The sequence below is a fragment of the Modestobacter marinus genome (assembly GCF_019799945.1).
GTDB classification, from domain to species: domain Bacteria; phylum Actinomycetota; class Actinomycetes; order Mycobacteriales; family Geodermatophilaceae; genus Modestobacter; species Modestobacter marinus_B.
On the sequence record NZ_JABGCH010000001.1, the window covers coordinates 133,127 to 154,145 of the forward strand.

Genomic DNA, 21,019 nt, shown 5'->3' on the forward strand with positions numbered 1-21,019 from the left:
ATCCGGCACCTGTCCCCGGCGACGGGCCGGGGACAGGCTCGGTGCACCCGCCGGGCGGACGGGGTCTCCGCGGCCCGGCTGCTGCACCGGGCCGGTCCGTGGCCCCGCCGGAGGGAGTGGTCGCCGTGCGCGACACCGTTCTGTCCCTGCACGTCGTCGGCGGCACGGCCGGTCTGCTCCTCGGGCCGGCCTGGCTGGTCGCCCGCCGGCGCGGCCGGGCGGCCCGGGGCCTGGCGGTCGCCTACCAGGCCGTGGTCGGGTCGGTCGCGCTCTCCGCCGGCTTCCTGGCCGTGACCGGTCCCGGTCTGACGTGGCTGATCCCGGTCGCGGTGGCGACCGAGGCGCTGGCGGTCACCGGTGCGCTGGCCCGCCGGCGGGGCTGGTCCGGCTGGCCCAGCTGGCAGCCGCACCTGCTCGGCGGCTCGTACATCGCCCTGGTGACCGGGGTGCTGATCGCCGAGACGGGCAACCCGGTGTTCTGGCTGCTCCCGGCCCTGGTCGGGCAGGTGCCGATCGCGGTCGCCAAGCGGCAGCTGCACGCCGTCGCCCCACCGACCGCCCCGGCTCCGGTCTGATCGGCGACGATGGACGGCATGTCCCGCGTCGTCCGGCTGACCGCCGTCCTGTCTGCGTTCGCGGTGCCGCTGCTCCTCACCGGCACCGCTGTCGCCGACGAGCCCTTCGCGCTCACCGAGCAGGTCACCGACACAGCCGGTGTCCTGGAGGACGAGAGCGGCCACGAGCAGGCGATCGAGGAGCTCCAGGCCGAGGGGGACGTCCAACTGTTCGTCGTCTTCGTCGACAGCTTCGACGGGACCGACGGCACCACGTGGGCACGGGAGACGGCCGATCTGACCGGGCTCGGCGGCAACGACCTGCTGTTCGCCGTGGCGATCGAAGACCAGGCCTACGGCTGGGACCCCGGTGATGCCGTGGGTGTCACGACCGACGAGATCGCCGACGTGATCAGCTCGCAGGTGGAGCCCGAACTCGCGGCGGGGGACTGGGACGCCTCGGTGGTCGCCCTCGCCGACGGGCTGGGCGGTGAGCCCGCCGGCGGTGCCGACGACGGATCGGGTGGCGGCGGCGCGGCCCTCGGGGTGCTCGCGACCATCGCGCTGGTCGGCGGCGGCGGGTACGCACTCGTCCGCAGCCGGCGGCGCCGCAAGGAGGCCGCGGAGCAGCAGGTCGCCGCCGCCCGGGCGGCGGACCCGTTCCCCGACGAGACCACCGAGCAGCTCACCTTCCGCACCAGCCAGGCGCTGCTGGACCTGGACGAGGCGAGCCGCACCAGCCAGCTCGAGTTGGACTTCGCCCGCGCCCAGTACGGCGAGGAGCAGGTCGCCGGGTTCGCCGAAGCCCTGGCCCAGTCCCAGGCCGAGCTGCACCAGGCCTTCACCCTCCGCCAGCAGCTCGACGACGAGATCCCCGAGGACGAGGCCACCCAGCGACGGATGCTCGCCGAGGCGCTGCGGCTCACCGAGTCCGCCGACGCCCGGCTCGACGCGCAGGCAGCGGCGTTCGACCAGCTCCGCGACCTCGAGCGCACCGCCCCTCAGGCGCTGGACCGGCTGGCCCCCGAGGTGGACCGGCTGCGGGCCCGGCTGCCGGAGGAGGAGCGGCGGCTGGCGGCGCTGCGGGAGCGCTGGGCGGACTCCGCGCTCGCGCCGGTGGCCGACAACGTCGAGCAGGCCCGGGCTCGCCTCGCGGCCGCAGAGCAGGAGATCGCCGACGCCCGGTCCGACGTGCAGGCCGGGCAGGCCGGCAAGGCGGTCGGCTCACTGCGGGTCGCCGAGGATGCCGTCGCCCAGACCGGCACCCTGCTCGACGCCATCGGCCGGCTGGCCACGGAGCTGGACACGGCTGCCCAGCGCATCGCCGCCGTCCGGGCGGAGACCCAGCAGGACCTCGCCGAGGCGCGCTCGCTGCTCGGCCAGGCCGCCGGTGACACCGCCGGGCTGGCGCCCCTGGTCGCCCGCGCCGAGGCGACGCTCGCCGGCACCGACCAACCGCCGGCCGACCAGCGCCCCGACCCGCTCGCCGCACTCCGCCGGCTGGAGGAGGCCGACACCGCGCTGGACACCGCTCTGGCCGGCGCGCGGGACGCCCAGACCCGCGCCCGCCGCGCCGCCGCCGCGCTGGACCAGACCGTGCTCACCGCCCGGGCGGCCATCGACGCGGCGAGCGACTTCATCGCCACCCGGCGGGGCGCCATCGGCCCGGAGGCGCGTACCCGGCTCGCCGAGGCGCAGCGCCGGCTGGACGCCGCGGTCGCCACCGGCCCGGCCGAGCCGGAGGCCGCGCTGCGCGAGGCCCAGGCGGCGGTCACCCTCGCCCAGCAGGCCCTCGACCTGGCCCGGGAGGACGTCGACCGCTGGTCCGGCGGCGCCGGGTGGGGCCCCGGCCCGGTTCCGCCCGGTTATGGCGGCGGGTACGGCGGCCGATCGGGCGTCGACCTCGGCAGCCTGGTGCTCGGCGGGATCCTGCTCGGCGGGCCGCGCGGGTCGGTGGGCCGCGGCGGCTTCGGCGGCGGGAGCATCGGCGGCGGGGGCTTCGGTGGCGGTGGCGGGAACCGGCGGGGCGGTGGCGGCAGTTTCGGCGGGTCCGGCAGCCGCGGCCGGCGCGGTGGCGGCGGGCGGTTCTGACCCGCCGCCGCAGGTCCGGCGCACACCGATCACAACACGGTCACGGTCACTGCCCGGGTTCTCACCTGGTGGGAACCCTGGTGTTAGCTGTCGATCACCCAATGGCCACAGGCGGCTGCTGCGACGGGCCTGTGCGCCCCGCCCGCTGCCTGTACGAGAACGAGGTGGCGGATGAACTCCGGGTCCAGGAACGGTCGGCGGCTGCTGACCGCGACGGCCGGCATCACGGCGACGGCGCTCGCGCTGTCGGCGTGCGGTGGTGGCAGCGACGACGGCGGCTCCGGCGGCGGCGGTGACGGTGGCGGTGGCGGCTCGCTCGTCATCGGCACGACCGACAAGATCGTGACGCTGGACCCGGCCGGCTCGTACGACAACGGGTCGTTCACGGTGATGAACCAGGTCTACCCGTTCCTGATGAACACCCCGCTCGGCAGCCCCCAGGTGGAGCCGGACATCGCCGAGTCGGCCGAGTTCACCTCGCCCACCGACTACACCGTCACCCTGAAGAGCGGCCTGACCTTCGCCAACGGCAACGAGCTGACCTCCTCGGACGTCAAGTTCAGCTTCGACCGCATGGTGGCGATCAACGACCCCAACGGGCCCGCGTCGCTGCTGTACAACCTGGCGAGCGTGGACGCCCCGGACGACACGACCGTCGTCTTCCACCTCACCTCGCCGAACGACCAGATCTTCCCGCAGATCCTGTCCAGCAACGCCGGACCGATCATCGACGAGGACGTCTTCGACCCCTCCGCGCTGACGCCGGACCAGGACATCGTCGACGCCAACGCGTTCGCCGGCCCGTACACGATCACCAGTTACGACCAGAACAACCTGGTGTCCTACGCGGCCAACCCCGACTACCAGGGGCTGCTCGGCGCGCCGAAGACCGACGAGGTCAACGTCCGCTACTACAGCGACGCGTCGAACCTGAAGCTCGACGTGCAGGAGGGCAACATCGACGTCGCCTTCCGCAGCCTCACCGCGACCGACATCGAGGACCTGCGCGGCAACGACCAGGTCAAGGTCGTCGACGGTCCCGGCGGCGAGATCCGCTACATCACCTTCAACTTCAACACCCAGCCGTACGGCGCCACCACCCCCGAGGCCGACCCGGCCAAGGCGCTGGCCGTCCGCCAGGCGGCGGCGCACCTGCTCGACCGGCAGGAGCTGGCCGACCAGGTCTACAAGGGCACCTACACGCCGCTGTACTCCTTCGTCGCGGAGGGCCTGACCGGCGCCACCACGCCGCTCAAGGACCTCTACGGCGACGGCAACGGCGGGCCGGCCCCCGACAAGGCCGCGCAGGTGCTGCAGGCCTCCGGCGTGCAGACCCCGGTGGAGCTGAACCTGCAGTACTCCAACGACCACTACGGCCCGTCCTCGGGCGACGAGTACGCGTTGATCAAGGACCAGCTGGAGTCCACCGGGCTGTTCACCGTGAACCTGCAGACCACCGAGTGGGTCCAGTACTCCGAGGACCGCACCGCCGACGTCTACCCGGCCTACCAGCTCGGCTGGTTCCCGGACTACTCCGACGCCGACACCTACCTGACGCCGTTCTTCCTCACGGAGAACTTCCTGGGCAACCACTACAGCAACCAGCCGGTCAACGACCTGATCCTGCAACAGGCGACCACCGCCGACCCGGCCCAGCGCACGGCCCTCATCGAGCAGATCCAGCAGCTCGTGGCCGCGGACCTGTCCACGCTGCCGTACCTGCAGGGCGCCCAGGTCGCCGTGACCGGCGTCGACGTCACCGGGGCCGAGGACACCCTCGACCCCTCCTTCAAGTTCCGCTACGGCGCCCTCGCCAGGGGCTGACCGCAACACCTCGCACCGCCCCGGGTGACCCGCGCGCAGCGGGTCACCCGGGGCTCCGCACGTCCGGCCCCCCGCACCGGGGACCGCGGTGATGGACTGGGAGAGATGACCACCACGACGACGGAGCCGACCACCGGCTCCACGGAACCGGAGACGGCGCCGGTGAGGCGCCGGCGGCGGAGCGGCGGCGGGCTGGGCAGCTACCTGCTCGTCCGGTTCCTGTTGATCTTCCCGACGATCTTCATCCTGGTCACGACCGTCTTCTTCCTCATGCGGTCCACCGGCGACCCGATCACCGCCGCCCTCGGCGGCCGGCTGCCCGCCGACCAGCTGCAGGAGCGCATCGAGGCGGCCGGCTACGACCGGCCGCTGTTCAGCCAGTACCTGGACTACCTCGGCGGCATCGCGCGAGGCGACTTCGGGACGACGATCAGCGACAACCGCGAGGTCACCGAGGTGCTCACCACCTTCGGCACCGCGACGCTCGAGCTTACCGTCTACGCGCTGATCGTGGCCTTCCTGGTCGGCATCCCCCTCGGCCAGCTCGCCGCCTACATGCGCGACCGGCTGCCCGACGCGGCACTGCGGATCTTCGCGATCCTCTGCTACGCCACTCCGGTCTTCTTCGCCGGGCTGCTGCTCAAGCTGGTGTTCTCGGTGCAGCTGGGGTGGCTGCCCGTGGCCGGCCGGGCGTCCACCCGCACGGAGATCGAACTGCAGCAGCTGGACGGCCAGACCGGCATCTACCTGATCGACGCGCTCCGCACCGGGAACGGTGAGGTGCTGCGGGACGTCCTGGAGCACGCCGTCCTGCCGGCCGTGGCCCTCGGCCTGCTCACCGCCGGGGTCTTCCTGCGCCTGGTGCGCACCAACGTCATCGGCACGCTCGGCAGCGGCTACGTCGAGGCCGCCCGCTCGCGCGGGGTCGGGGAGTACCGGCTGCTGCGCAAGCACGCCTACCGGCCGGCGCTGATCCCGATCATCACGGTCATCGGCATGCAGATCGCGATGCTGCTCGTCGGCGCCGTCCTCACCGAGACGACCTTCGAGTGGAAGGGGCTGGGCTTCCAGCTCGCGGAGTACCTGCAGTCCCGCGACTTCGTGGCGGTGCAGGGGATCGTGGCGCTGCTCGCCGTGATCGTCGCCGTCACCAACTTCATCGTCGACGTCATCGCGGCGCTGATCGACCCCCGGGTGAGGTACTGACATGGCGACGGCCACCACCGCGCCGTCCGGCGCCCGCCGGCGCACCTGGCGCCAGCTGCCGGTCGTCCAGCAGCTGCGGCAGAGCGTCGGCCTGCAGCGCGGCATGCTGGTCGCCGGGCTCGTGCTCACCGGCGTCTTCGTGCTCACCGCCGTCCTCGCGCCGCTGCTCGCGCCGTACGAGTACGGCCAGCTGCGGGACGCCGACGGGCCGTTCGGCGCCCAGCAGTCCCCGTCGGGGGACCACCTGCTCGGGACGACGGTCGGCGGGTACGACGTGCTGTCCCGGGTGATCTGGGGCTCCCGGACGGCGCTGTACGTGATCGTCGTCGCCGTCCTCATGTCGATCGTCATCGGCGTGCTGCTCGGCCTGGTCTCGGGTTACTTCGGCGGCTGGCTGGACCGGGTGCTCGTGGTGATCGCGGACGCGATCTACGCCTTCCCGTCGCTGCTGCTGGCGATCATCGTCGCGATCGTGATCAGCGGGGGGCAGTCCAGCCTGTGGGGCGGCATCCTGGCCGCGGCGATCTCGATCACCGTCGTGTTCATCCCGCAGTACTTCCGGGTGATCCGGGCCGAGACGGTGCGGATCAAGTCCGAGGCCTTCGTCGAGTCGGCGCGGGTGATCGGCGCCAGCAACTGGCGGATCATGCTCCGCCACGTGCTGCGCAACGCCACCCGCACGCTGCCGCTGATCCTGACGCTCAACGCGTCGGAGGCGATCCTCACCCTGGCCGGGCTGGGCTTCCTCGGCTTCGGCATCGAGCCGACCTCGGGTGCCGAGTGGGGATTCGACCTGAACCGGTCCATCGCCGACGTCAGCAGCGGCATCTGGTGGACCTCGCTCTTCCCCGGTCTGGGCATCGTGCTCGTCGTGCTCGGGCTGACCCTGGTCGGCGAGAGCCTCAACGACCTCGCCGACCCCCGGCTGCGCACCCGCCGTCGGGTGTCCGCGCAGGACGCTCCGGTCGGGCTGGCCGAGGTGGCCGTGGTGCCCGGCGGCACGCTCGGGGCCGCCGACGGCCTGGACGGCCTGGAGCACGGCGGAGGAGCCCGATGAGGAACGTCCGGAACGAGCGCGGAGTCGAGCAGTGAGCAACGCGAGGACGACGCGCGAGCGAGCATCGCAGCGAGGAACGAGCGAGGAGCGGAACGAGGGCGGAGCCGAGCGATGAGCAACGTCGTCGAGATCGAGGACCTCGCGGTCACCTTCGCCACCGACGCGGGTCCGGTGGCCGCGGTCAAGGGCGTGGACCTGCAGGTCGCGGCCGGCGAGGTGCTGGCCGTGGTCGGGGAGAGCGGCAGCGGCAAGACCGTCACCGCGCGCACCATCCTCGGCCTGCTGCCGGAGACCGCGGCCATCCGCGGCGCCGTCGTCCTCACCAGCAAGGACGGCACGCAGGCGCGGGACGTCGTCCCGCTCACCGGGGCGCAGCTGCGGGAGGTGCGCGGCCAGGACGCCGCGATGGTGTTCCAGGAGCCCTCCACCGTGCTCAACCCGGTCTACCCGGTGGGCTGGCAGATCGCCGAGGGGCTGCGGGCGCACGGCAAGCTCAGCAAGAAGGAGGCCCGGGCCAAGGCGATCGACGTGCTCCGCCGGGTCGGCATCCCCGACCCGGAGACCCGCGTCGACCACTACCCGCACCAGTTCTCCGGCGGGCAGAAGCAGCGCATCGTCATCGCCCAGGCACTGGTGCTCGACCCCGGCGTGATCATCGCCGACGAGCCGACCACCGCCCTCGACGTGACGGTGCAGGCGGAGATCCTCGACCTGCTGCGCCGGTGCCGGGACGACTTCGGCGCGGCGATCGTGCTGATCACCCACAACATGGGCGTCGTGGCGGACCTCGCCGACCGGGTCGCGGTCATGTACCAGGGCGAGGTCGTGGAGCAGGCCGACGTCCGGACGCTGTTCAGCGCCCCGCAGGAGCCCTACACCCAGCAGCTGCTGGCCGCCGTCCCCAAGCTGGGCAGCGGCACCGAGCGGGCCCGGGAACGGGCCGCGCGGCGCGAGCCCGGCTGGGCCGAGTCGGCTCCGGTCGTCAGCGCCCGCGACCTGAGCATCGTCTACCCCGGCCGGCTGCGGCGGCCGGACTTCGTGGCCGTCGACGGGGTCAGCTTCGACATCCGCCCCGGTGAGGTCCTGGGGCTGGTGGGGGAGTCGGGCAGCGGCAAGACGACGATCGGGCGGGCCATCGCCGGGTTGACCAAGGTCAGCGGCGGCTCGCTGCAGGTGCTGGGCACCGAGATGGTCGGGATGAAGGAGAGGGCCTTCCGGCCGGTGCGCGAGCGGATCGGGTTCGTGTTCCAGGACCCGGCGTCCAGCTTCAACCCGCTGCTCACCATCGCCGAGGCGGTTGCCGAGCCGCTGGTGGTGCACAAGCGGGCCCGGGACCCCCGCGCGGCGCGCGCCCAGGTCGACGAGCTGCTCGAGGCGGTCCAGCTGCCCAGGGCGTTCGGCGACCGGTACCCGCACGAGCTCTCCGGCGGTCAGCGGCAGCGGGCCAGCCTCGCCCGCGGCCTGGCGCTGGACCCGGAGCTGCTCATCGCCGACGAGCCGACCTCCGCGCTCGACGTCTCCGTGCAGGCTCGCGTGCTGGAGCTCTTCGCCGAGCTGCAGCGGGAGAAGGGCTTCGCGGCGCTGTTCATCAGCCACGACCTGGCCGTCGTGGACCTGCTCGCCGACCGGATCGCGGTGCTCTACCGCGGGAAGCTGGTCGAGGAGGGCACCGGAGCGGAGGTGCTCGGCGCGCCGCGGCACCCCTACACGCAGCGGCTGCTGGCGTCCCTGCCGGTTCCCGACCCGGACGAGCAGGCCGCCCGCCGCGCCCGCTGGCAGGCCCTCCGCGCCGACGCCTGAGCCGCCTCCCGCCGCGGCGGCGGCGCGGGTCAGGTCACGGCGAGGTCGCGGGACGGCGGTGTCGAAACGCGGGGGACACACGGCGTGTCTAGGTTCGTCGCATGGCGGACCTCTTCGACGGCTACCCCCTCGGGCAGCAGTGGGACGAGATGTTCGCGGCGCCCGGCCAGCCCCGCGCCCCGTACACCGGTCTGTTCAGCTCGCTGCAGCCGATGTCGGGGGAGGAGCTCGCGGCCCGCGCCGACGTCCTCTCGCAGACCTACCGGGACGCCGGGGTGACCTTCGCCCACGCCGGCGAGGAGCAGCCCTTCCCGCTCGACATCGTGCCCCGGGTCATCGGGCACGAGGAGTGGGCGGTGATCGAGCGCGGGGTGGCGCAGCGCGTGCTGGCCCTGGAGGCGTTCCTGGCCGACGTCTACGGCGCGGGGGAGGTGTTCAGCGACCGGGTGGTGCCGCGCAGCGTGGTGACCACCAGCGCGCACTTCCACCGCGCCGCGCACGGGCTCGTCCCGCCCAACGGCGTCCGGGTGCACGTCTCGGGCATCGACCTCGTGCGTGACGAGGCCGGCGACTTCCGGGTGCTCGAGGACAACCTCCGCTCGCCGTCCGGGGTCAGCTACGTGATCACCAACCGGGCGGCGATGAGCCAGGTGCTGCCGGAGCTGTTCGGCGACCACCGGGTGCAGCCGGTGGCGGACTACCCGAGCCGGCTGCTGGCCGCGCTCAAGGCGTCGGCCCCGACCGGGGTGAGCGAGCCGACCGTCGTCCTGCTGACGCCGGGGGTCTACAACTCCGCCTACTTCGAGCACGCGCTGCTCGCCCGGCAGATGGGCGTGGAGCTGGTCGAGGGCCGGGACCTGGTGTGCTCGGGCGGGCAGGTGAGCATGCGGACGACGACCGGCCAGCAGCGCGTCGACGTCATCTACCGGCGCATCGACGACGAGTTCCTCGACCCGGTTCACTTCCGCTCCGACTCGGTGATCGGCTGCGCAGGGGTGCTGAACGCGGCACGGGCCGGCCGGGTGACCATCGCCAACGCGGTGGGCAACGGCGTCGCCGACGACAAGCTGCTCTACACCTGGGTGCCCGACCTGATCCGCTACTACCTGGCCGAGGAGCCGGTGCTGGCCAACGCCGAGACGCACCGGCTCGACGAGCCCGACACCGTGGAGTGGGTGCTGGCCAACCTCGACCAGCTGGTGCTCAAGCCGGTCGACGGCTCCGGCGGCAAGGGCATCGTCATCGGGCCCCGCGCCGACCAGCGGACGCTGGAGGAGCTCGCGGTCAAGGTGCGGGCCGCCCCGCGGGACTGGATCGCGCAGAAGCCGATCGGCCTGTCGACGTCCCCGACGCTGATCAACGGCCGGCTCGCCCCCCGGCACCTGGACCTGCGGCCGTTCGCCGTGCACGACGGGTCCGCCGTGTGGGTGCTGCCCGGTGGGCTCACCCGCGTCGCGCTGCCCGAGGGCGAGCTCGTGGTCAACAGCAGCCAGGGCGGCGGCTCGAAGGACACCTGGGTGATCAGCCCGCCGCGACCGGCCGAGGCGGTACCCGAGCACGACGTGACCCGGATCGAGTTCACCACCGCCGACCTGCCGGCCGAGCCGCCGGCGCAGGACCCCGGGCCGCCCAACGACAACGCGCTGGCCCAGTCCCAGCAGCAGCAGCAAGGGGCAGAAGTGGCCACTTCTGCCCCCGGGGAGGTGGCGCCGTGCTGAGCCGCATCGCCGAGTCGCTGTTCTGGATCGGCCGCTACGTGGAGCGGGCCGACGACACCGCCCGCATCCTCGACGTGCACACCCAGCGGCTGGTCGAGGACCCGTGGATCGACGAGCGGCGGGCCTGCGCCAACCTGCTCGGGCTGATGGGCCACCCGAGCGTCGACGGTGAGGCCGACACCGAGCGGGTGCTGGCCACGCTGGCCTTCGACCGGAGCAGCCCGGCCTCGATCGTCGGGGCCCTGTCGGCCGCCCGGGAGAACGCCCGCGGCGCCCGCGAGGTGCTCTCGGCGGAGATCTGGGAGTCGCTGAACGTCACCCACAACGCGTTGCCGCAGCAGCGCACGATGGCCCGCCGGTACGGCCCGCACTCGCTGTTCCGGTTCGTCCGCGAGCGGTCGGCAATGGTGTTCGGGCTGGCCGACGCCACGATGAGCCGGGACGAGAGCTGGCTCTTCCTCATTTTGGGCCGCTCGCTGGAGCGGGTGGACATGACCGCCCGGATGCTGTCCACCCGGGTGCTGGCCGGTGACGCAGCGCCGTCCTGGACGCTGGTGCTGCGCTCGACCGGCGCCTACGAGCCCTACCTGCGCACCTACCGGGGTGCGGTGAACTCCAGCCGGGCGGCGGAGTTCCTGCTGCTGGACCGGCTGTTCCCCCGCTCGGTGTTCGCCGCGCTGGAGCAGGCCGAGGCGTGCCTGGCCGAGCTGGAGCGGGCGAACGTGCGCGAGGGGCACCGGATCGGCGTCGCCGGCGAGGCGCACCGGATCGTCGGCCGGGCCCGCACCATGCTCGAGTTCATGCAGACCGACGAGATCCTGGCGTCGCTGCCGGTGCGCCTGGACGAGCTCCAGCGCACCTGCTCGCTGGCCAGCGAGGCGGTCACCAGTCGCTTCTTCACCGAGCAGGCGCCGCAGATCTGGGTGCCGGAGAGCGTGGGGTGACGGTCGTGCCTCAGTCCCAGAACCAGTCCCAGCCCACCCGGGTGCGGGTGCCCAGTGACCGCTGGCGGCTGCAGGTCGTCCACCGCACGCAGTTCCGGTACGGGGGTCCGGTCCGCTCCTCCTACAACGAGGCCCGGATGACGCCGGAGAACAGCAGCCGGCAGACGACGCTGCGGTCCCGGGTGGAGATCGAGCCGACCGCGACCGTGCTCGCCTACCGCGACTACTGGGGTGCCACGGTCACCGCCTTCGACACCCACGGCCCGCACACCGAGCTCGTGGTGAAGGCGACCTCGGTGGTGGAGGCCGGGCCCGAGGTGCACGTCGCCGGCCCGGTGGGATGGGCCGAGCTCGCCGTGCCCGACGTCCAGGACCGCTTCGGCGAGATCCTCCGCCCGACCCGGCTCACCGCCATGGACCCACCGGTCGTGCAGGAGGTCCGCGAGCTCGTCGGGGACGCCGGGCCCCGGGAGGCCGGCCAGCTGGTCTGCCGGTTCGTGCACGAGCGGATCCAGTACCTGACCGGCTCGACCAACGTGAAGACCAACGCGATGCAGGCCTGGGAGCACGGTAAGGGCGTCTGCCAGGACATCTCGCACGTCTCCGTCGGGCTGCTGCGGGCCATTGGCCTGCCGGCCCGGTACGTCTCCGGCTACCTGCACCCCAAGCGGGACGCCGGGATCGGTGAGGCGGTCACCGGGGAGAGCCACGCCTGGGTGGAGTGGTGGGACGGCGGGTGGTCCGGCTACGACCCGACCAACGTGGTGGAGATCGGCCCCCGGCACGTGACGCTGGCCCGCGGCCGGGACTACGCCGACGTCCCGCCGCTGAAGGGGATCTTCTCGGGCCCGAGGAGCGAGGGCTCCTCCGTGACGGTCGAGGTCACCCGCCTGGCATGAAGTAGGACCCCGCGCCCCCCGCTGGCACGCTCGCGGTGGGCCCCTGCAAGGGGGCAGTGGGGGCCTGGGATGCTGGGTGACATATGAGCGCTCCGGTGAACCTGGTCAACCTCGAGCGGGTGTCCAAGGCCCACGGGACGACGGTCGTCCTCGACGACGTCTCCCTCGGCGTCGCCGCCGGTGAGCGGATCGGCGTGGTCGGCCGCAACGGCGGCGGGAAGTCGACGCTGCTGCGCGTGCTCTCCGGCACCGAGGAACCGGACGACGGCCGGGTCACCCGCCGCGGCGACCTGGCGATGGGCGTCCTTGACCAGCTGGGCACGCTGCCGCCCGGGACGACGGTGCGCGACGTCGTCCTCCCTTCCTCGACGTTCGCCGCCGAGCACGAGTGGGCAGCGGACCCCGCCGTCCGCTCGGTGCTCACCGGTCTGGAGCTGGACCGGATGGGCCTGGACGCCCCGGTGGACACGATGTCCGGGGGCGAGCGGCGTCGGGTCGCGCTGGCCGCGCAGCTCATCCGCCCGCTGGACCTGCTGGTGCTCGACGAGCCCACCAACCACCTCGACGTCGAGGGGGTCGCCTGGCTGGCCGGGTACGTGAAGAGCCGCGTCGGGGCGCTCGTCGTCGTCACCCACGACCGCTGGTTCCTCGACGAGGTCTGCACGACCACGTGGGAGGTCGCCGACGGGGCGGTGCACGCCTACGAGGGCGGCTACGCGGCGTACACGCTGGCCCGGGCCGAGCGCGCCCGGATCGCGGCGGTCTCCGAGGAGCGCCGGCTGAACCTGGTGCGCAAGGAGCTGGCGTGGCTGCGCCGCGGCCCGCCGGCGCGCACGAGCAAGCCCCGGTTCCGGATCGAGGCGGCGGAGGCGCTCATCGCCGACGAGCCGCCGGCCCGCTCGGCGATGGAGCTGGCCGGCTTCGCCGCCCGCCGGCTCGGCCGGACCGTGTACGACGTCGAGGACGTCACGTACACCGTGCGCGGCGCCGACCTGGTGTCCGACGACGAAGACCCGGCCGGTCCCGCCGACCCGCGGGCGGCCGGGGAGCGGACGCTGTTCCGCGACCTGACCTGGCACGTCGGCCCCGGCGACCGGATCGGCATCGTCGGTGTGAACGGCGCGGGCAAGACCTCGCTGCTCAAGCTGCTCGTCGGGGAGTCCCAGCCGGACTCCGGCCGGGTGGTGGTGGGGCAGACCGTGGCGCCGGCGTACCTGTCCCAGCACGTGACCGAGCTCGACCCCCGGCTCCGGGTGCTCGAGGCGGTGCAGGACGTCGCCCGGATCGCCCGGATCGGCAAGCAGGAGATCTCCGCCTCCTCGCTGGCCGAGCGGTTCGGCTTCGCCGCCAACCGGCAGTGGACGCCGGTCGGTGACCTCTCCGGCGGAGAGCGCCGCCGGCTGCAGCTGCTGCGGCTGCTGATGGGCGAGCCGAACGTGCTGGTCCTCGACGAGCCGACCAACGACCTGGACATCGACACCCTCACCCAGCTCGAGGACCTGCTGGACGGGTTCGCCGGCACGGTGCTGGTGGTGAGCCACGACCGGTACTTCATCGACCGGGTGTGCGACTCGGTGGTGGCGCTGATGGGTGACGGCTCGGTGGCCGCGCTGCCCGGTGGGGTGGAGGAGTACCTGGCCCGGCGGGCGGCGGGGGAGGCCTCGCTGCCGTCGGCCGGCTGGGTGACCCCGCCGGGCAGTTCCGCGCCGCCGGCGGCCGACGCCCCGGCGCACAGCGCCGCCGACGTGCGGGCCGCCCGCAAGGAGGTCGCCCGCCTGGAGCGCCGGCTGGAGAAGCTGACCGCCGAGGAGGAGCGGCTGCACGCCCAGCTCGCCGAGGCGGCCACCGACTACGCGAAGGTCGCCGAGCTGGACGCCCGGCTGCGCGAGGTGGTCGCGGAGAAGGACCAGGTGGAGAGCGACTGGCTGACCGCCGCCGAGGTTGTCGAGGGCTGATCTGCGGACGCTCGTGCTCTGAGTGCTGTGTGCACTCAGAGCACAAGCGTCCGGCAGGTGCGGTGTGGTCAGGCGATCGCGGCCTCGGCCCGGCTCCGCCGGTGGCGTTCGCCGACGGGAGCGGGCTGGTCACCCCGGGCGGTCGCTGACCGCCGCTCCGCCGCGCTCGGCGTGGTGGCAGCGCTGCTGGTGGGCCAGGAGGTCGGCCAGCTGGACCCGGCGGTGCCGGCCCGGGCGGTCGTAGGGGATCACCCCGGCGTCCAGCAGGCGCACCAGCGTGGGCCGGCTGATGCCCAGCAGGTCGGCGGCCTCCTGGGTGGACAGCGTCGGCTCGTGGCACGCCAGGGTGACCGGCCGGCCCGCCGCCAGGGCGGCCGCGGCGAGGACCAGGACCTCCCGCAGCGGGCCCGGCAGCGGCCGGCCGTCGGCGGCGGTCAGGCCGGCTTCGTCGTCCCGGGCGAGCTCGGCGGCCAGCGCGCGGAGCAGGTCCGCGTCGCCGGGATCACTCGGTGGGTGCACGGTGTGCTCACCCGAAGGACTGTGGCGCACCCGGGCATCGTACGCACGATCCGCTCAATTCGAACAATTCGAACGCGCTTGGTAGGGTGGGCTCACCGCCACGCCGCCCCACCTCGGGAGACCCGTGACCGCACTGCTGCTCCTCCACCTGATCGCCGCCCTCGGGGCGCCGCTGCTCGTCCGGTGGTGGGGTCGCGCTGCGTTCCTCGTGCTCGCCCTGGTGCCCGCCGCAGCGCTGACCTGGGTCCTCGCCCAGCTGTCGGTCGTGCTGGCCGGGGGAGTGGTCGAGGAGACGACGTCGTGGATCCCCGCGCTGGACCTGGCGGTGACCCTGCGGCTGGACGCCCTCTCCCTCACCATCGCGGCCCTGGTCACCGGCGTGGGTGCCCTGGTCCTCCTCTACTGCGCGCGCTACGTCGGGCCCGGCGAGGCGGGCACCGGCCGGTTCGCCGGCTGCCTGACCGGTTTCGCCGGGGCCATGCTCGGCCTGGTCCTGGCCGACGACCTGCTGCTGCTCTACGTCTTCTGGGAGCTCACCACGGTGCTGAGCTTCCTGCTCATCGGCGGGGACGGCGCCCGCCTGGCCGGGCGGCGCGCCGCCAGCCAGGCCCTGGTGCTGACCACCGCCGGCGGGCTGGCGATGCTGGTCGGGCTGCTGCTGCTCGGCAACGCCAGCGGCTCCTGGCTGCTGTCGGAGGTGGTCGCCGACCCGGGCACCGGAGCCGCGGTGACCACCGGCACGCTGCTCGTGCTCGCCGGCGCCGTCACGAAGTCCGCCCTGGTGCCGTTCCACTTCTGGCTGCCCGCCGCGATGGAGGCCCCCACCCCGGTGAGCGCCTACCTGCACGCCGCCGCGATGGTGAAGGCCGGCATCTACCTGGTGGCCCGGCTGGCCCCCGGGCTGGCCGAGGTCCCCGGGTGGCGGCTGGTGCTGATCGGCCTCGGGCTGGCCACGATGCTCGTCGGCGGCTGGCGGGCGCTGCGCCAGCACGACCTCAAACTGCTGCTCGCCTTCGGCACCGTCAGCCAGCTGGGCTTCCTGATGGTGCTGCTGGGCGGGGGCAGCCGGGAGCTCGCCGCCGCCGGGCTGGTGATGACCTGCGCCCACGCGCTGTTCAAGTCCACGCTGTTCCTGACCGTCGGCGTCGTCGACCACGCCACGGGGACCCGCGACCTGCGGCGCCTGTCCGGCCTGGGGCGGCAGCTGCCCGTGGTGGCCGTGATCGCCACGGTGGCCGCGGCCTCGATGGCCGGGCTGCCCCCGCTGCTGGGCTTCGTCGGGAAGGAGGCCGCCTTCGCCGCGCTCTGGGACGGCGGACTCCCCGACCGCACCGCGGCCGCGCTCGTGCTGGCCGGGCTGGTCCTCGGGTCGGTGTTCACCGTCGCCTACAGCGCCCGGTTCCTCTGGGGCGCCTTCGCGGGCAAGCCCGGGACCCCGCCGGCCGAGGTGCTGCACCCGCCCGGACCGCTGTTCCTGGCCGCCCCGGCCGTCCTCGCGCTGGCCGGGCTCGTCGCCGGCCCGGCCAGCCCGGCGCTCGAGCCGCTGGCCGCCCGCTACGCCGACACGCTGCCGCTGGTCGCCCCCGAGCCCGAGCACCTGGGGTTGTGGCACGGCTGGCAGCCCGCGCTGGCGCTCTCGGCGGTCACCCTGCTGGGCGGGCTCGCGCTCTTCGCCGTCCGCGGCCGGGTGCACCGGATGCAGGAGCGGCTGGCCGTGGGCGCCTCCGCCGACGAGGGCTACTGGAACGTGCTGCAGGGCCTGGACCGGCTCGCCGTCCTGGTCACCGGCACCACCCAGCGCGGCTCGCTGCCGGCGTACCTGGGCACGATCCTCGTCGTCCTGCTCGCGCTGCCCGGCACGCTGCTGGTGACCCGGGCGCCCTGGCCGGACGAGTGGCGGGCGTGGGACACCCCCGTGCAGGCGCTCGTGGGCGCCGTCGTCCTGGTCGCCGCGGTCCTGGCGCTGCGCATCCGGCAGCGGCTCTCCGCCGTCCTCGTCGTCGGGATCACCGGCTACGGCCTCGCGGTGCTGTTCGCGCTGCAGGGCGCGCCGGACCTGGCGCTCACCCAGTTCCTGGTCGAGACGCTGACCCTGGTCACCTTCGTGCTGGTGCTGCGCAAGCTGCCCAAGGACATCGCCGAGCGGCACCGGGGCCGGGAGCGGGCGGCGCGCGGCACGATCGCGGTGGCGGTCGGCCTGCTGATGGGCGCGGTCGGGGCGGTCGCGCTCGGCGCGCGGACGGCGACGCCCGTCTCGGTCGACTTCCCGGAGCAGGCCTACGACTTCGGCGGCGGGCAGAACGTCGTCAACGTGACGCTGGTCGACATCCGCGCCTGGGACACCCTCGGGGAGATCTCGCTGCTGGTCGTCGCCGCGACCGGGGTGGCCAGCCTGGTGTTCCTGCGCCACCGCACCGGCGGCGTCGACCGGGCGGAACACGTCGCACTGCGGGGGGACGGCGGCTCCCGCGCCCGCCGGGCCCCGCGACGGCGCTGGCTGGCCGCGAGCGCCACGCTCGACCCGCAGCGCCGGTCGGTGGTGCTCGAGGTGATGACCCGGCTGCTGTTCCACCCGATCATGGTCTTCTCCGTGTACCTGCTGTTCAGCGGGCACAACGAGCCCGGTGGTGGGTTCGCCGGCGGCCTCGTGGCCGGGTTGGCCCTGGTGCTGCGCTACCTGGCCGGCGGGCGGTACGAGCTCGGGGAGGCGGCCCGGGTCGACCCGGGCCTGCTGCTCGGCACGGGCCTGCTGGTCGCCGGTGGCAGCGGCGTCGCCGGGCTGCTGGCCGGCGCCGACGTCCTCCAGTCGGCGATCTGGCAGGCGACGGTGCCGGTGCTCGGCGACGTGAAGCTGGTGACCTCGCTGTTCTTCGACATGGGCGTCTACCTCGTCGTGGTCGGGCTGGTCCTCGACGTGCTGCGCAGCCTGGGCGCGGAGCTGGACCGTCAGGACGACGAGGACGACCCGATCGGGCTCCGGCCCGGAGAGGTGGTCGTGCGATGACCCCCACGATCGTGCTGCCGGTGCTCATCGGCGGGCTCTACGCGGCGGGGGTGTACCTGCTGCTGGACCGCAGCCTGACCCGCGTGCTGCTCGGGTTCCTGCTGCTGGGCAACGCGACCAACCTGCTGCTGCTGTCCACCGGCGGGCCGCGCGGGCTCGCGCCGATCCTCGGCTACGCGGAGCCGGAGGAGATGAGCGACCCGCTGCCGCAGGCGCTCATCCTCACCGCCATCGTGATCACGTTCGGCATCTCGGCGTTCCTGCTCGCGATGATCCACCGGTCCTGGCGGCTGGTGCACGAGGAGAACGTGGGCACCGACGAGGAGGACCGGCGGGTCGCTGCGCGCTCGGGGCTGGACGCCGACGAGCTCGACCCCGACGACCTGGCCCCGGAGGACCGGCCCGCGGGCCACGCCGACAGCCTGCGCCCCCGCGGCGGCCCGGGCACCGGCGTCCCGTCCGACGACGTCGACCTGCCCGCGGCGAGCGCCCGGTGACCGGCGTCCTCGCCCCGCTGCCGGTGCTGCTGCCGCTGCTCGGCGCGGCCGGCACGCTGCTGGTCGGCCGGCACCCGGCGGTCCAGCGCGCGCTCAGCGTGCTGGTCCTGGTCGCGGTGCTCGCGGTCTCCGTCGTCCTGCTGCTGCGGGCCGACGCGATCGGCGCCACCGCGGTGTCGGTCGGTGGGTGGCCGGTGCCGCTGGGCATCGTGCTGGTCGTCGACCGGCTGTCCGCGCTGATGCTGGTGGTCGCCTCGGCCGTCGCGCTGGGGGTGCTGGTGTTCGCCGTCGGCCAGGGCTCGGCCGACGGGTCGGAGCAGACCCCGCTGTCGGTGTTCCACCCGACGTTCCTGGTGCTGGTCGCCGGGGTGAGCAACGCGTTCCTCGCCGGGGACCTGTTCAACCTCTACGTCGGCTTCGAGATCCTGCTGATGGCCAGCTACGTGCTGCTGACCCTGGGCGGGACGGCGTCCCGGATCCGCGGCGGCATCACCTACGTGGTCGTGAGCCTGACCAGCTCCCTGGTGTTCCTGGCCGCGATCGGCCTGGTCTACGCCGCGACCGGGACGGTGAACCTCGCCCAGCTCGCGGTCCGGCTCGGTGAGCTGCCCGCGGGCACGCAGGTGCTGCTGCAGTCGATGCTGCTGGTGGCCTTCTGCATCAAAGCGGCCGTGTTCCCCCTGTCGGCCTGGCTGCCCGACAGCTACCCGACCGCCCCGGCGCCGGTCACGGCGGTCTTCGCCGGGCTGCTCACCAAGGTGGGTGTGTACGCGATCATCCGCACCCAGACGCTGCTGTTCCCCGACGGCGCGCTGGACACGGTGCTCATGGGAGCCGCCCTGGCGACGATGCTGATCGGCATCCTCGGTGCGGTCGCACAGACCGACATCCGGCGGATCCTGTCCTTCACCCTGGTCAGCCACATCGGCTACATGGTGTTCGGCATCGGCCTGGGGACGACGGCCGGACTGACCGGTGCGGTCTTCTACGTGGCCCACCACATCGCCATCCAGACCGCGCTGTTCCTGGTCGCCGGGCTCGTCGAGCGGCAGGGCGGGTCGACGGCGGTGGACCGGCTCGGGGGGCTCGCCAAGGCCTCCCCGCTGCTCGCGGTGCTGTTCTTCGTGCCGGCCATGAACCTCGCCGGGATCCCGCCGTTCTCCGGGTTCATCGGCAAGCTGGGACTGCTGCGCGCCGGCGTCGCCGAGGGGAGCCCGCTCGCGTTCGTCCTGGTCGCCGGCGGGGTGGTCACCAGCCTGCTCACGCTGGTCGCCGTCGCCCGCGTGTGGACCCGGGCGTTCTGGCGACCGCGCACCCAGGAGCCGGGTCGGGACACCGCCCGGGCCGCGGCGGTGGACGCCGGACCGGACACCGTCGACGGCGGGTCGTCCGGGCCGGACGACGCGGATCCGTTGGAGGCGCTGCCCAGCCGGGTGGACGACCGGCGGTCGGCGCGGCAGGCCGCGTGGGCCCGGCACACACAGGTGGCGACGGCCGCGGAACCCGACGACGGGGAGGGCCTGTCGGACGACGACATCCACCCCCTGCCCGCGGTCATGCTCGCCACGACCAGCGTCCTGGTCGGCCTCACCGTGGGGCTGACCGTCATCGCCGGGCCGCTGTACGGCCTGGCCTCCCGCGCCGCCGAGGACCTGGGGGACCGCACGTCCTACCTGACGGCCGTGGCGGACGCGACGGTGCTGCGGTGAGCCCGGTCCGGCGGATGCGGGCCCACCTGCCCCTGCTCGCCTGGCTGGTGCTGGTGTGGATGCTGCTGTGGGGCACCCGGTCGTGGGCGAACCTGCTCTCCGGCCTGCTGGTCGCCACCCTGCTGATGACCGTGCTGCCGCTGCCGCCGGTGGAGGGCGGGAACCGGTTGCGGCCGATCGCGCTCCTGGGCTTCCTCGGGCGCTTCGCCCTGGACCTGGTGACCTCGGCCGGGCAGGTGGCCTGGCAGGCGCTGCGCCCCGGACCGCCCCGGTGCGGCGCGATCGTCCGGGTGCCGCTGCGCACCGATTCCGAGCTGCTGCTGACGATGGTCGCCGAGGCGGTGTCGCTGGTGCCGGGGTCGCTGGTCGTCGACCTGGACCGCGAGCAGTCGGTGCTGTCGGTTCACCTGCTGTACGTCCGCGACCTGGACGACGTGGCCCAGCAGAAGGCGCACGTCCTGGACGTGGAGGAGCGGCTGGCGCGGGCCTTCGGATCTGCGGCCGACCTGGCCGCCCTCGACCGCGACGCCGAGAGGAGCCGCCCGTGACTGTCGTCGGCGTGATCGCCTACGTCCTGCTCGGCAGCGGGGCGCTGCTCGCCCTGACCCGCCTCGCGCTCGGGCCGTCGTTGCTGGACCGGGTGGTGGCCACGGACACCCTGCTGGTCATCATCGCGGCCGGCCTGGCCGTGCACGCGGCCCTGCAGCGGGACCCGACCGTGGTCCCGGTACTCGTGGTGGTCTCCCTGCTGGCGTTCGTCGGGTCGGTGTCGGTCGCCCGCTACGTCGGCGGGATGCCCCTGCAGTCCCGGCAGGGGGAGCCCGGCCAGCCGACGGGGGCCGCAGATCGGCAGGTGGACCGGTGAGCGCCGTGGCCGACGTCGTCGCCGGTGCCTGCCTGCTGGCCGGCGCGTTCCTCTGCCTGACGGCCGGGCTGGGGCTGCTGCGCTTCCCCGACGTGCTCTCCCGGATGCACGCCGGGACCAAGCCGCAGGTGCTCGGCGTCCTGCTGGTCATGGTCGGCGGCGGGATCCGGCTGCAGGGCTGGTCGGCGACCTCGATGCTGCTGCTGGTGGCGCTGTTCCAGCTGCTCACCGCGCCGGTCTCCGCGCACATGATCAGCCGGGTGGCGCACCGGCGCCGGCACGTGCGGCGCGACCTGCTCCTGATCGACGAGCTGGGTGCCGACGCCGCGCCCCGTGGTCCCGCGGGTGACGGTCCCGCGGACGCCTGATCCCCCATC

17 protein-coding genes are annotated in these 21,019 nt (G+C 73.8%); 16 read left to right on the forward strand and 1 reads right to left on the reverse strand.

Features of this window, described 5'->3' with window-relative positions:
* The first annotated feature begins 125 nt into the window (after positions 1–125).
* The 10 genes from HK417_RS00645 (at position 126) to HK417_RS00690 (ending at position 14,048) form a co-directional block, all read left to right on the forward strand.
* Positions 126–575 carry a hypothetical protein gene (locus HK417_RS00645; protein WP_308123282.1) on the forward strand — a complete coding sequence of 150 codons (450 nt, stop codon included), beginning with the start codon at positions 126–128 and terminating at the stop codon, positions 573–575.
* Between the two features lie 18 nt (positions 576–593).
* The gene (locus tag HK417_RS00650) at positions 594–2,645 is read left to right on the forward strand and encodes a TPM domain-containing protein (protein WP_222262283.1); all 2,052 of its coding nucleotides are present in this window, start codon (positions 594–596) and stop codon (positions 2,643–2,645) included.
* Between the two features lie 171 nt (positions 2,646–2,816).
* Positions 2,817–4,469 carry an ABC transporter substrate-binding protein gene (locus HK417_RS00655; RefSeq protein WP_222262285.1) on the forward strand — a complete coding sequence of 551 codons (1,653 nt, stop codon included), beginning with the start codon at positions 2,817–2,819 and terminating at the stop codon, positions 4,467–4,469.
* A gap of 105 nt (positions 4,470–4,574) precedes the next feature.
* Positions 4,575–5,675 (forward strand): ABC transporter permease, encoded by a 1,101-nt coding sequence (locus HK417_RS00660; protein WP_222262286.1) that lies wholly within the window; start codon positions 4,575–4,577, stop codon positions 5,673–5,675.
* 1 nt (position 5,676) lies between these two features.
* On the forward strand, positions 5,677–6,732 hold the full coding sequence (locus HK417_RS00665; protein ID WP_222262287.1) for an ABC transporter permease: 1,056 nt from the start codon (positions 5,677–5,679) through the stop codon (positions 6,730–6,732).
* A 111-nt stretch (positions 6,733–6,843) separates the two neighbouring features.
* Positions 6,844–8,532, forward strand: a complete 1,689-nt coding sequence (locus HK417_RS00670) for a dipeptide ABC transporter ATP-binding protein (RefSeq protein ID WP_222262288.1) — start codon at positions 6,844–6,846, stop codon at positions 8,530–8,532.
* A 101-nt stretch (positions 8,533–8,633) separates the two neighbouring features.
* Positions 8,634–10,250: a circularly permuted type 2 ATP-grasp protein gene (locus tag HK417_RS00675; protein WP_222262290.1), complete on the forward strand. Its 1,617-nt coding sequence runs from the start codon at positions 8,634–8,636 to the stop codon at positions 10,248–10,250.
* A complete protein-coding gene (locus HK417_RS00680; RefSeq protein ID WP_222262292.1) occupies positions 10,244–11,194 on the forward strand; it encodes an alpha-E domain-containing protein in 951 nt (316 codons plus the stop codon). Before HK417_RS00675 ends, HK417_RS00680 begins: the two co-directional genes overlap by 7 nt.
* A gap of 5 nt (positions 11,195–11,199) precedes the next feature.
* The gene (locus HK417_RS00685; protein ID WP_308123283.1) at positions 11,200–12,093 is read left to right on the forward strand and encodes a transglutaminase family protein; all 894 of its coding nucleotides are present in this window, start codon (positions 11,200–11,202) and stop codon (positions 12,091–12,093) included.
* Between the two features lie 83 nt (positions 12,094–12,176).
* The gene (locus HK417_RS00690) at positions 12,177–14,048 is read left to right on the forward strand and encodes an ABC-F family ATP-binding cassette domain-containing protein (RefSeq protein WP_222262296.1); all 1,872 of its coding nucleotides are present in this window, start codon (positions 12,177–12,179) and stop codon (positions 14,046–14,048) included.
* A 129-nt stretch (positions 14,049–14,177) separates the two neighbouring features.
* Here HK417_RS00690 and HK417_RS26025 read toward each other — a convergent pair whose 3' ends face one another.
* Positions 14,178–14,597 (reverse strand): helix-turn-helix domain-containing protein, encoded by a 420-nt coding sequence (locus HK417_RS26025; protein WP_222262298.1) that lies wholly within the window; start codon positions 14,595–14,597, stop codon positions 14,178–14,180.
* 94 nt (positions 14,598–14,691) lie between these two features.
* On the opposite strand from HK417_RS26025, the gene HK417_RS00700 reads away from it, so the two are divergent.
* Genes HK417_RS00700 through mnhG form a run of 6 tightly spaced genes read left to right on the forward strand, consistent with a single transcriptional unit; the run spans position 14,692 to position 21,010 of the window.
* A complete protein-coding gene (locus HK417_RS00700) occupies positions 14,692–17,571 on the forward strand; it encodes a Na+/H+ antiporter subunit A (protein WP_222262300.1) in 2,880 nt (959 codons plus the stop codon).
* On the forward strand, positions 17,568–18,068 hold the full coding sequence (locus tag HK417_RS00705; protein WP_222262302.1) for a Na(+)/H(+) antiporter subunit C: 501 nt from the start codon (positions 17,568–17,570) through the stop codon (positions 18,066–18,068). Before HK417_RS00700 ends, HK417_RS00705 begins: the two co-directional genes overlap by 4 nt.
* Positions 18,065–19,777 (forward strand): Na+/H+ antiporter subunit D, encoded by a 1,713-nt coding sequence (locus HK417_RS00710; RefSeq protein ID WP_222262304.1) that lies wholly within the window; start codon positions 18,065–18,067, stop codon positions 19,775–19,777. Before HK417_RS00705 ends, HK417_RS00710 begins: the two co-directional genes overlap by 4 nt.
* Positions 19,774–20,325: a Na+/H+ antiporter subunit E gene (locus HK417_RS00715; RefSeq protein ID WP_308123284.1), complete on the forward strand. Its 552-nt coding sequence runs from the start codon at positions 19,774–19,776 to the stop codon at positions 20,323–20,325. Before HK417_RS00710 ends, HK417_RS00715 begins: the two co-directional genes overlap by 4 nt.
* Positions 20,322–20,642, forward strand: coding sequence for a monovalent cation/H+ antiporter complex subunit F (locus HK417_RS00720; RefSeq protein ID WP_222262306.1), 321 nt, complete (start codon positions 20,322–20,324; stop codon positions 20,640–20,642). Before HK417_RS00715 ends, HK417_RS00720 begins: the two co-directional genes overlap by 4 nt.
* Positions 20,639–21,010: a monovalent cation/H(+) antiporter subunit G gene (gene mnhG, locus HK417_RS00725; protein ID WP_222262308.1), complete on the forward strand. Its 372-nt coding sequence runs from the start codon at positions 20,639–20,641 to the stop codon at positions 21,008–21,010. The genes HK417_RS00720 and mnhG overlap by 4 nt, the downstream gene beginning before the upstream one ends.
* The last annotated feature ends 9 nt before the right edge of the window (positions 21,011–21,019 follow it).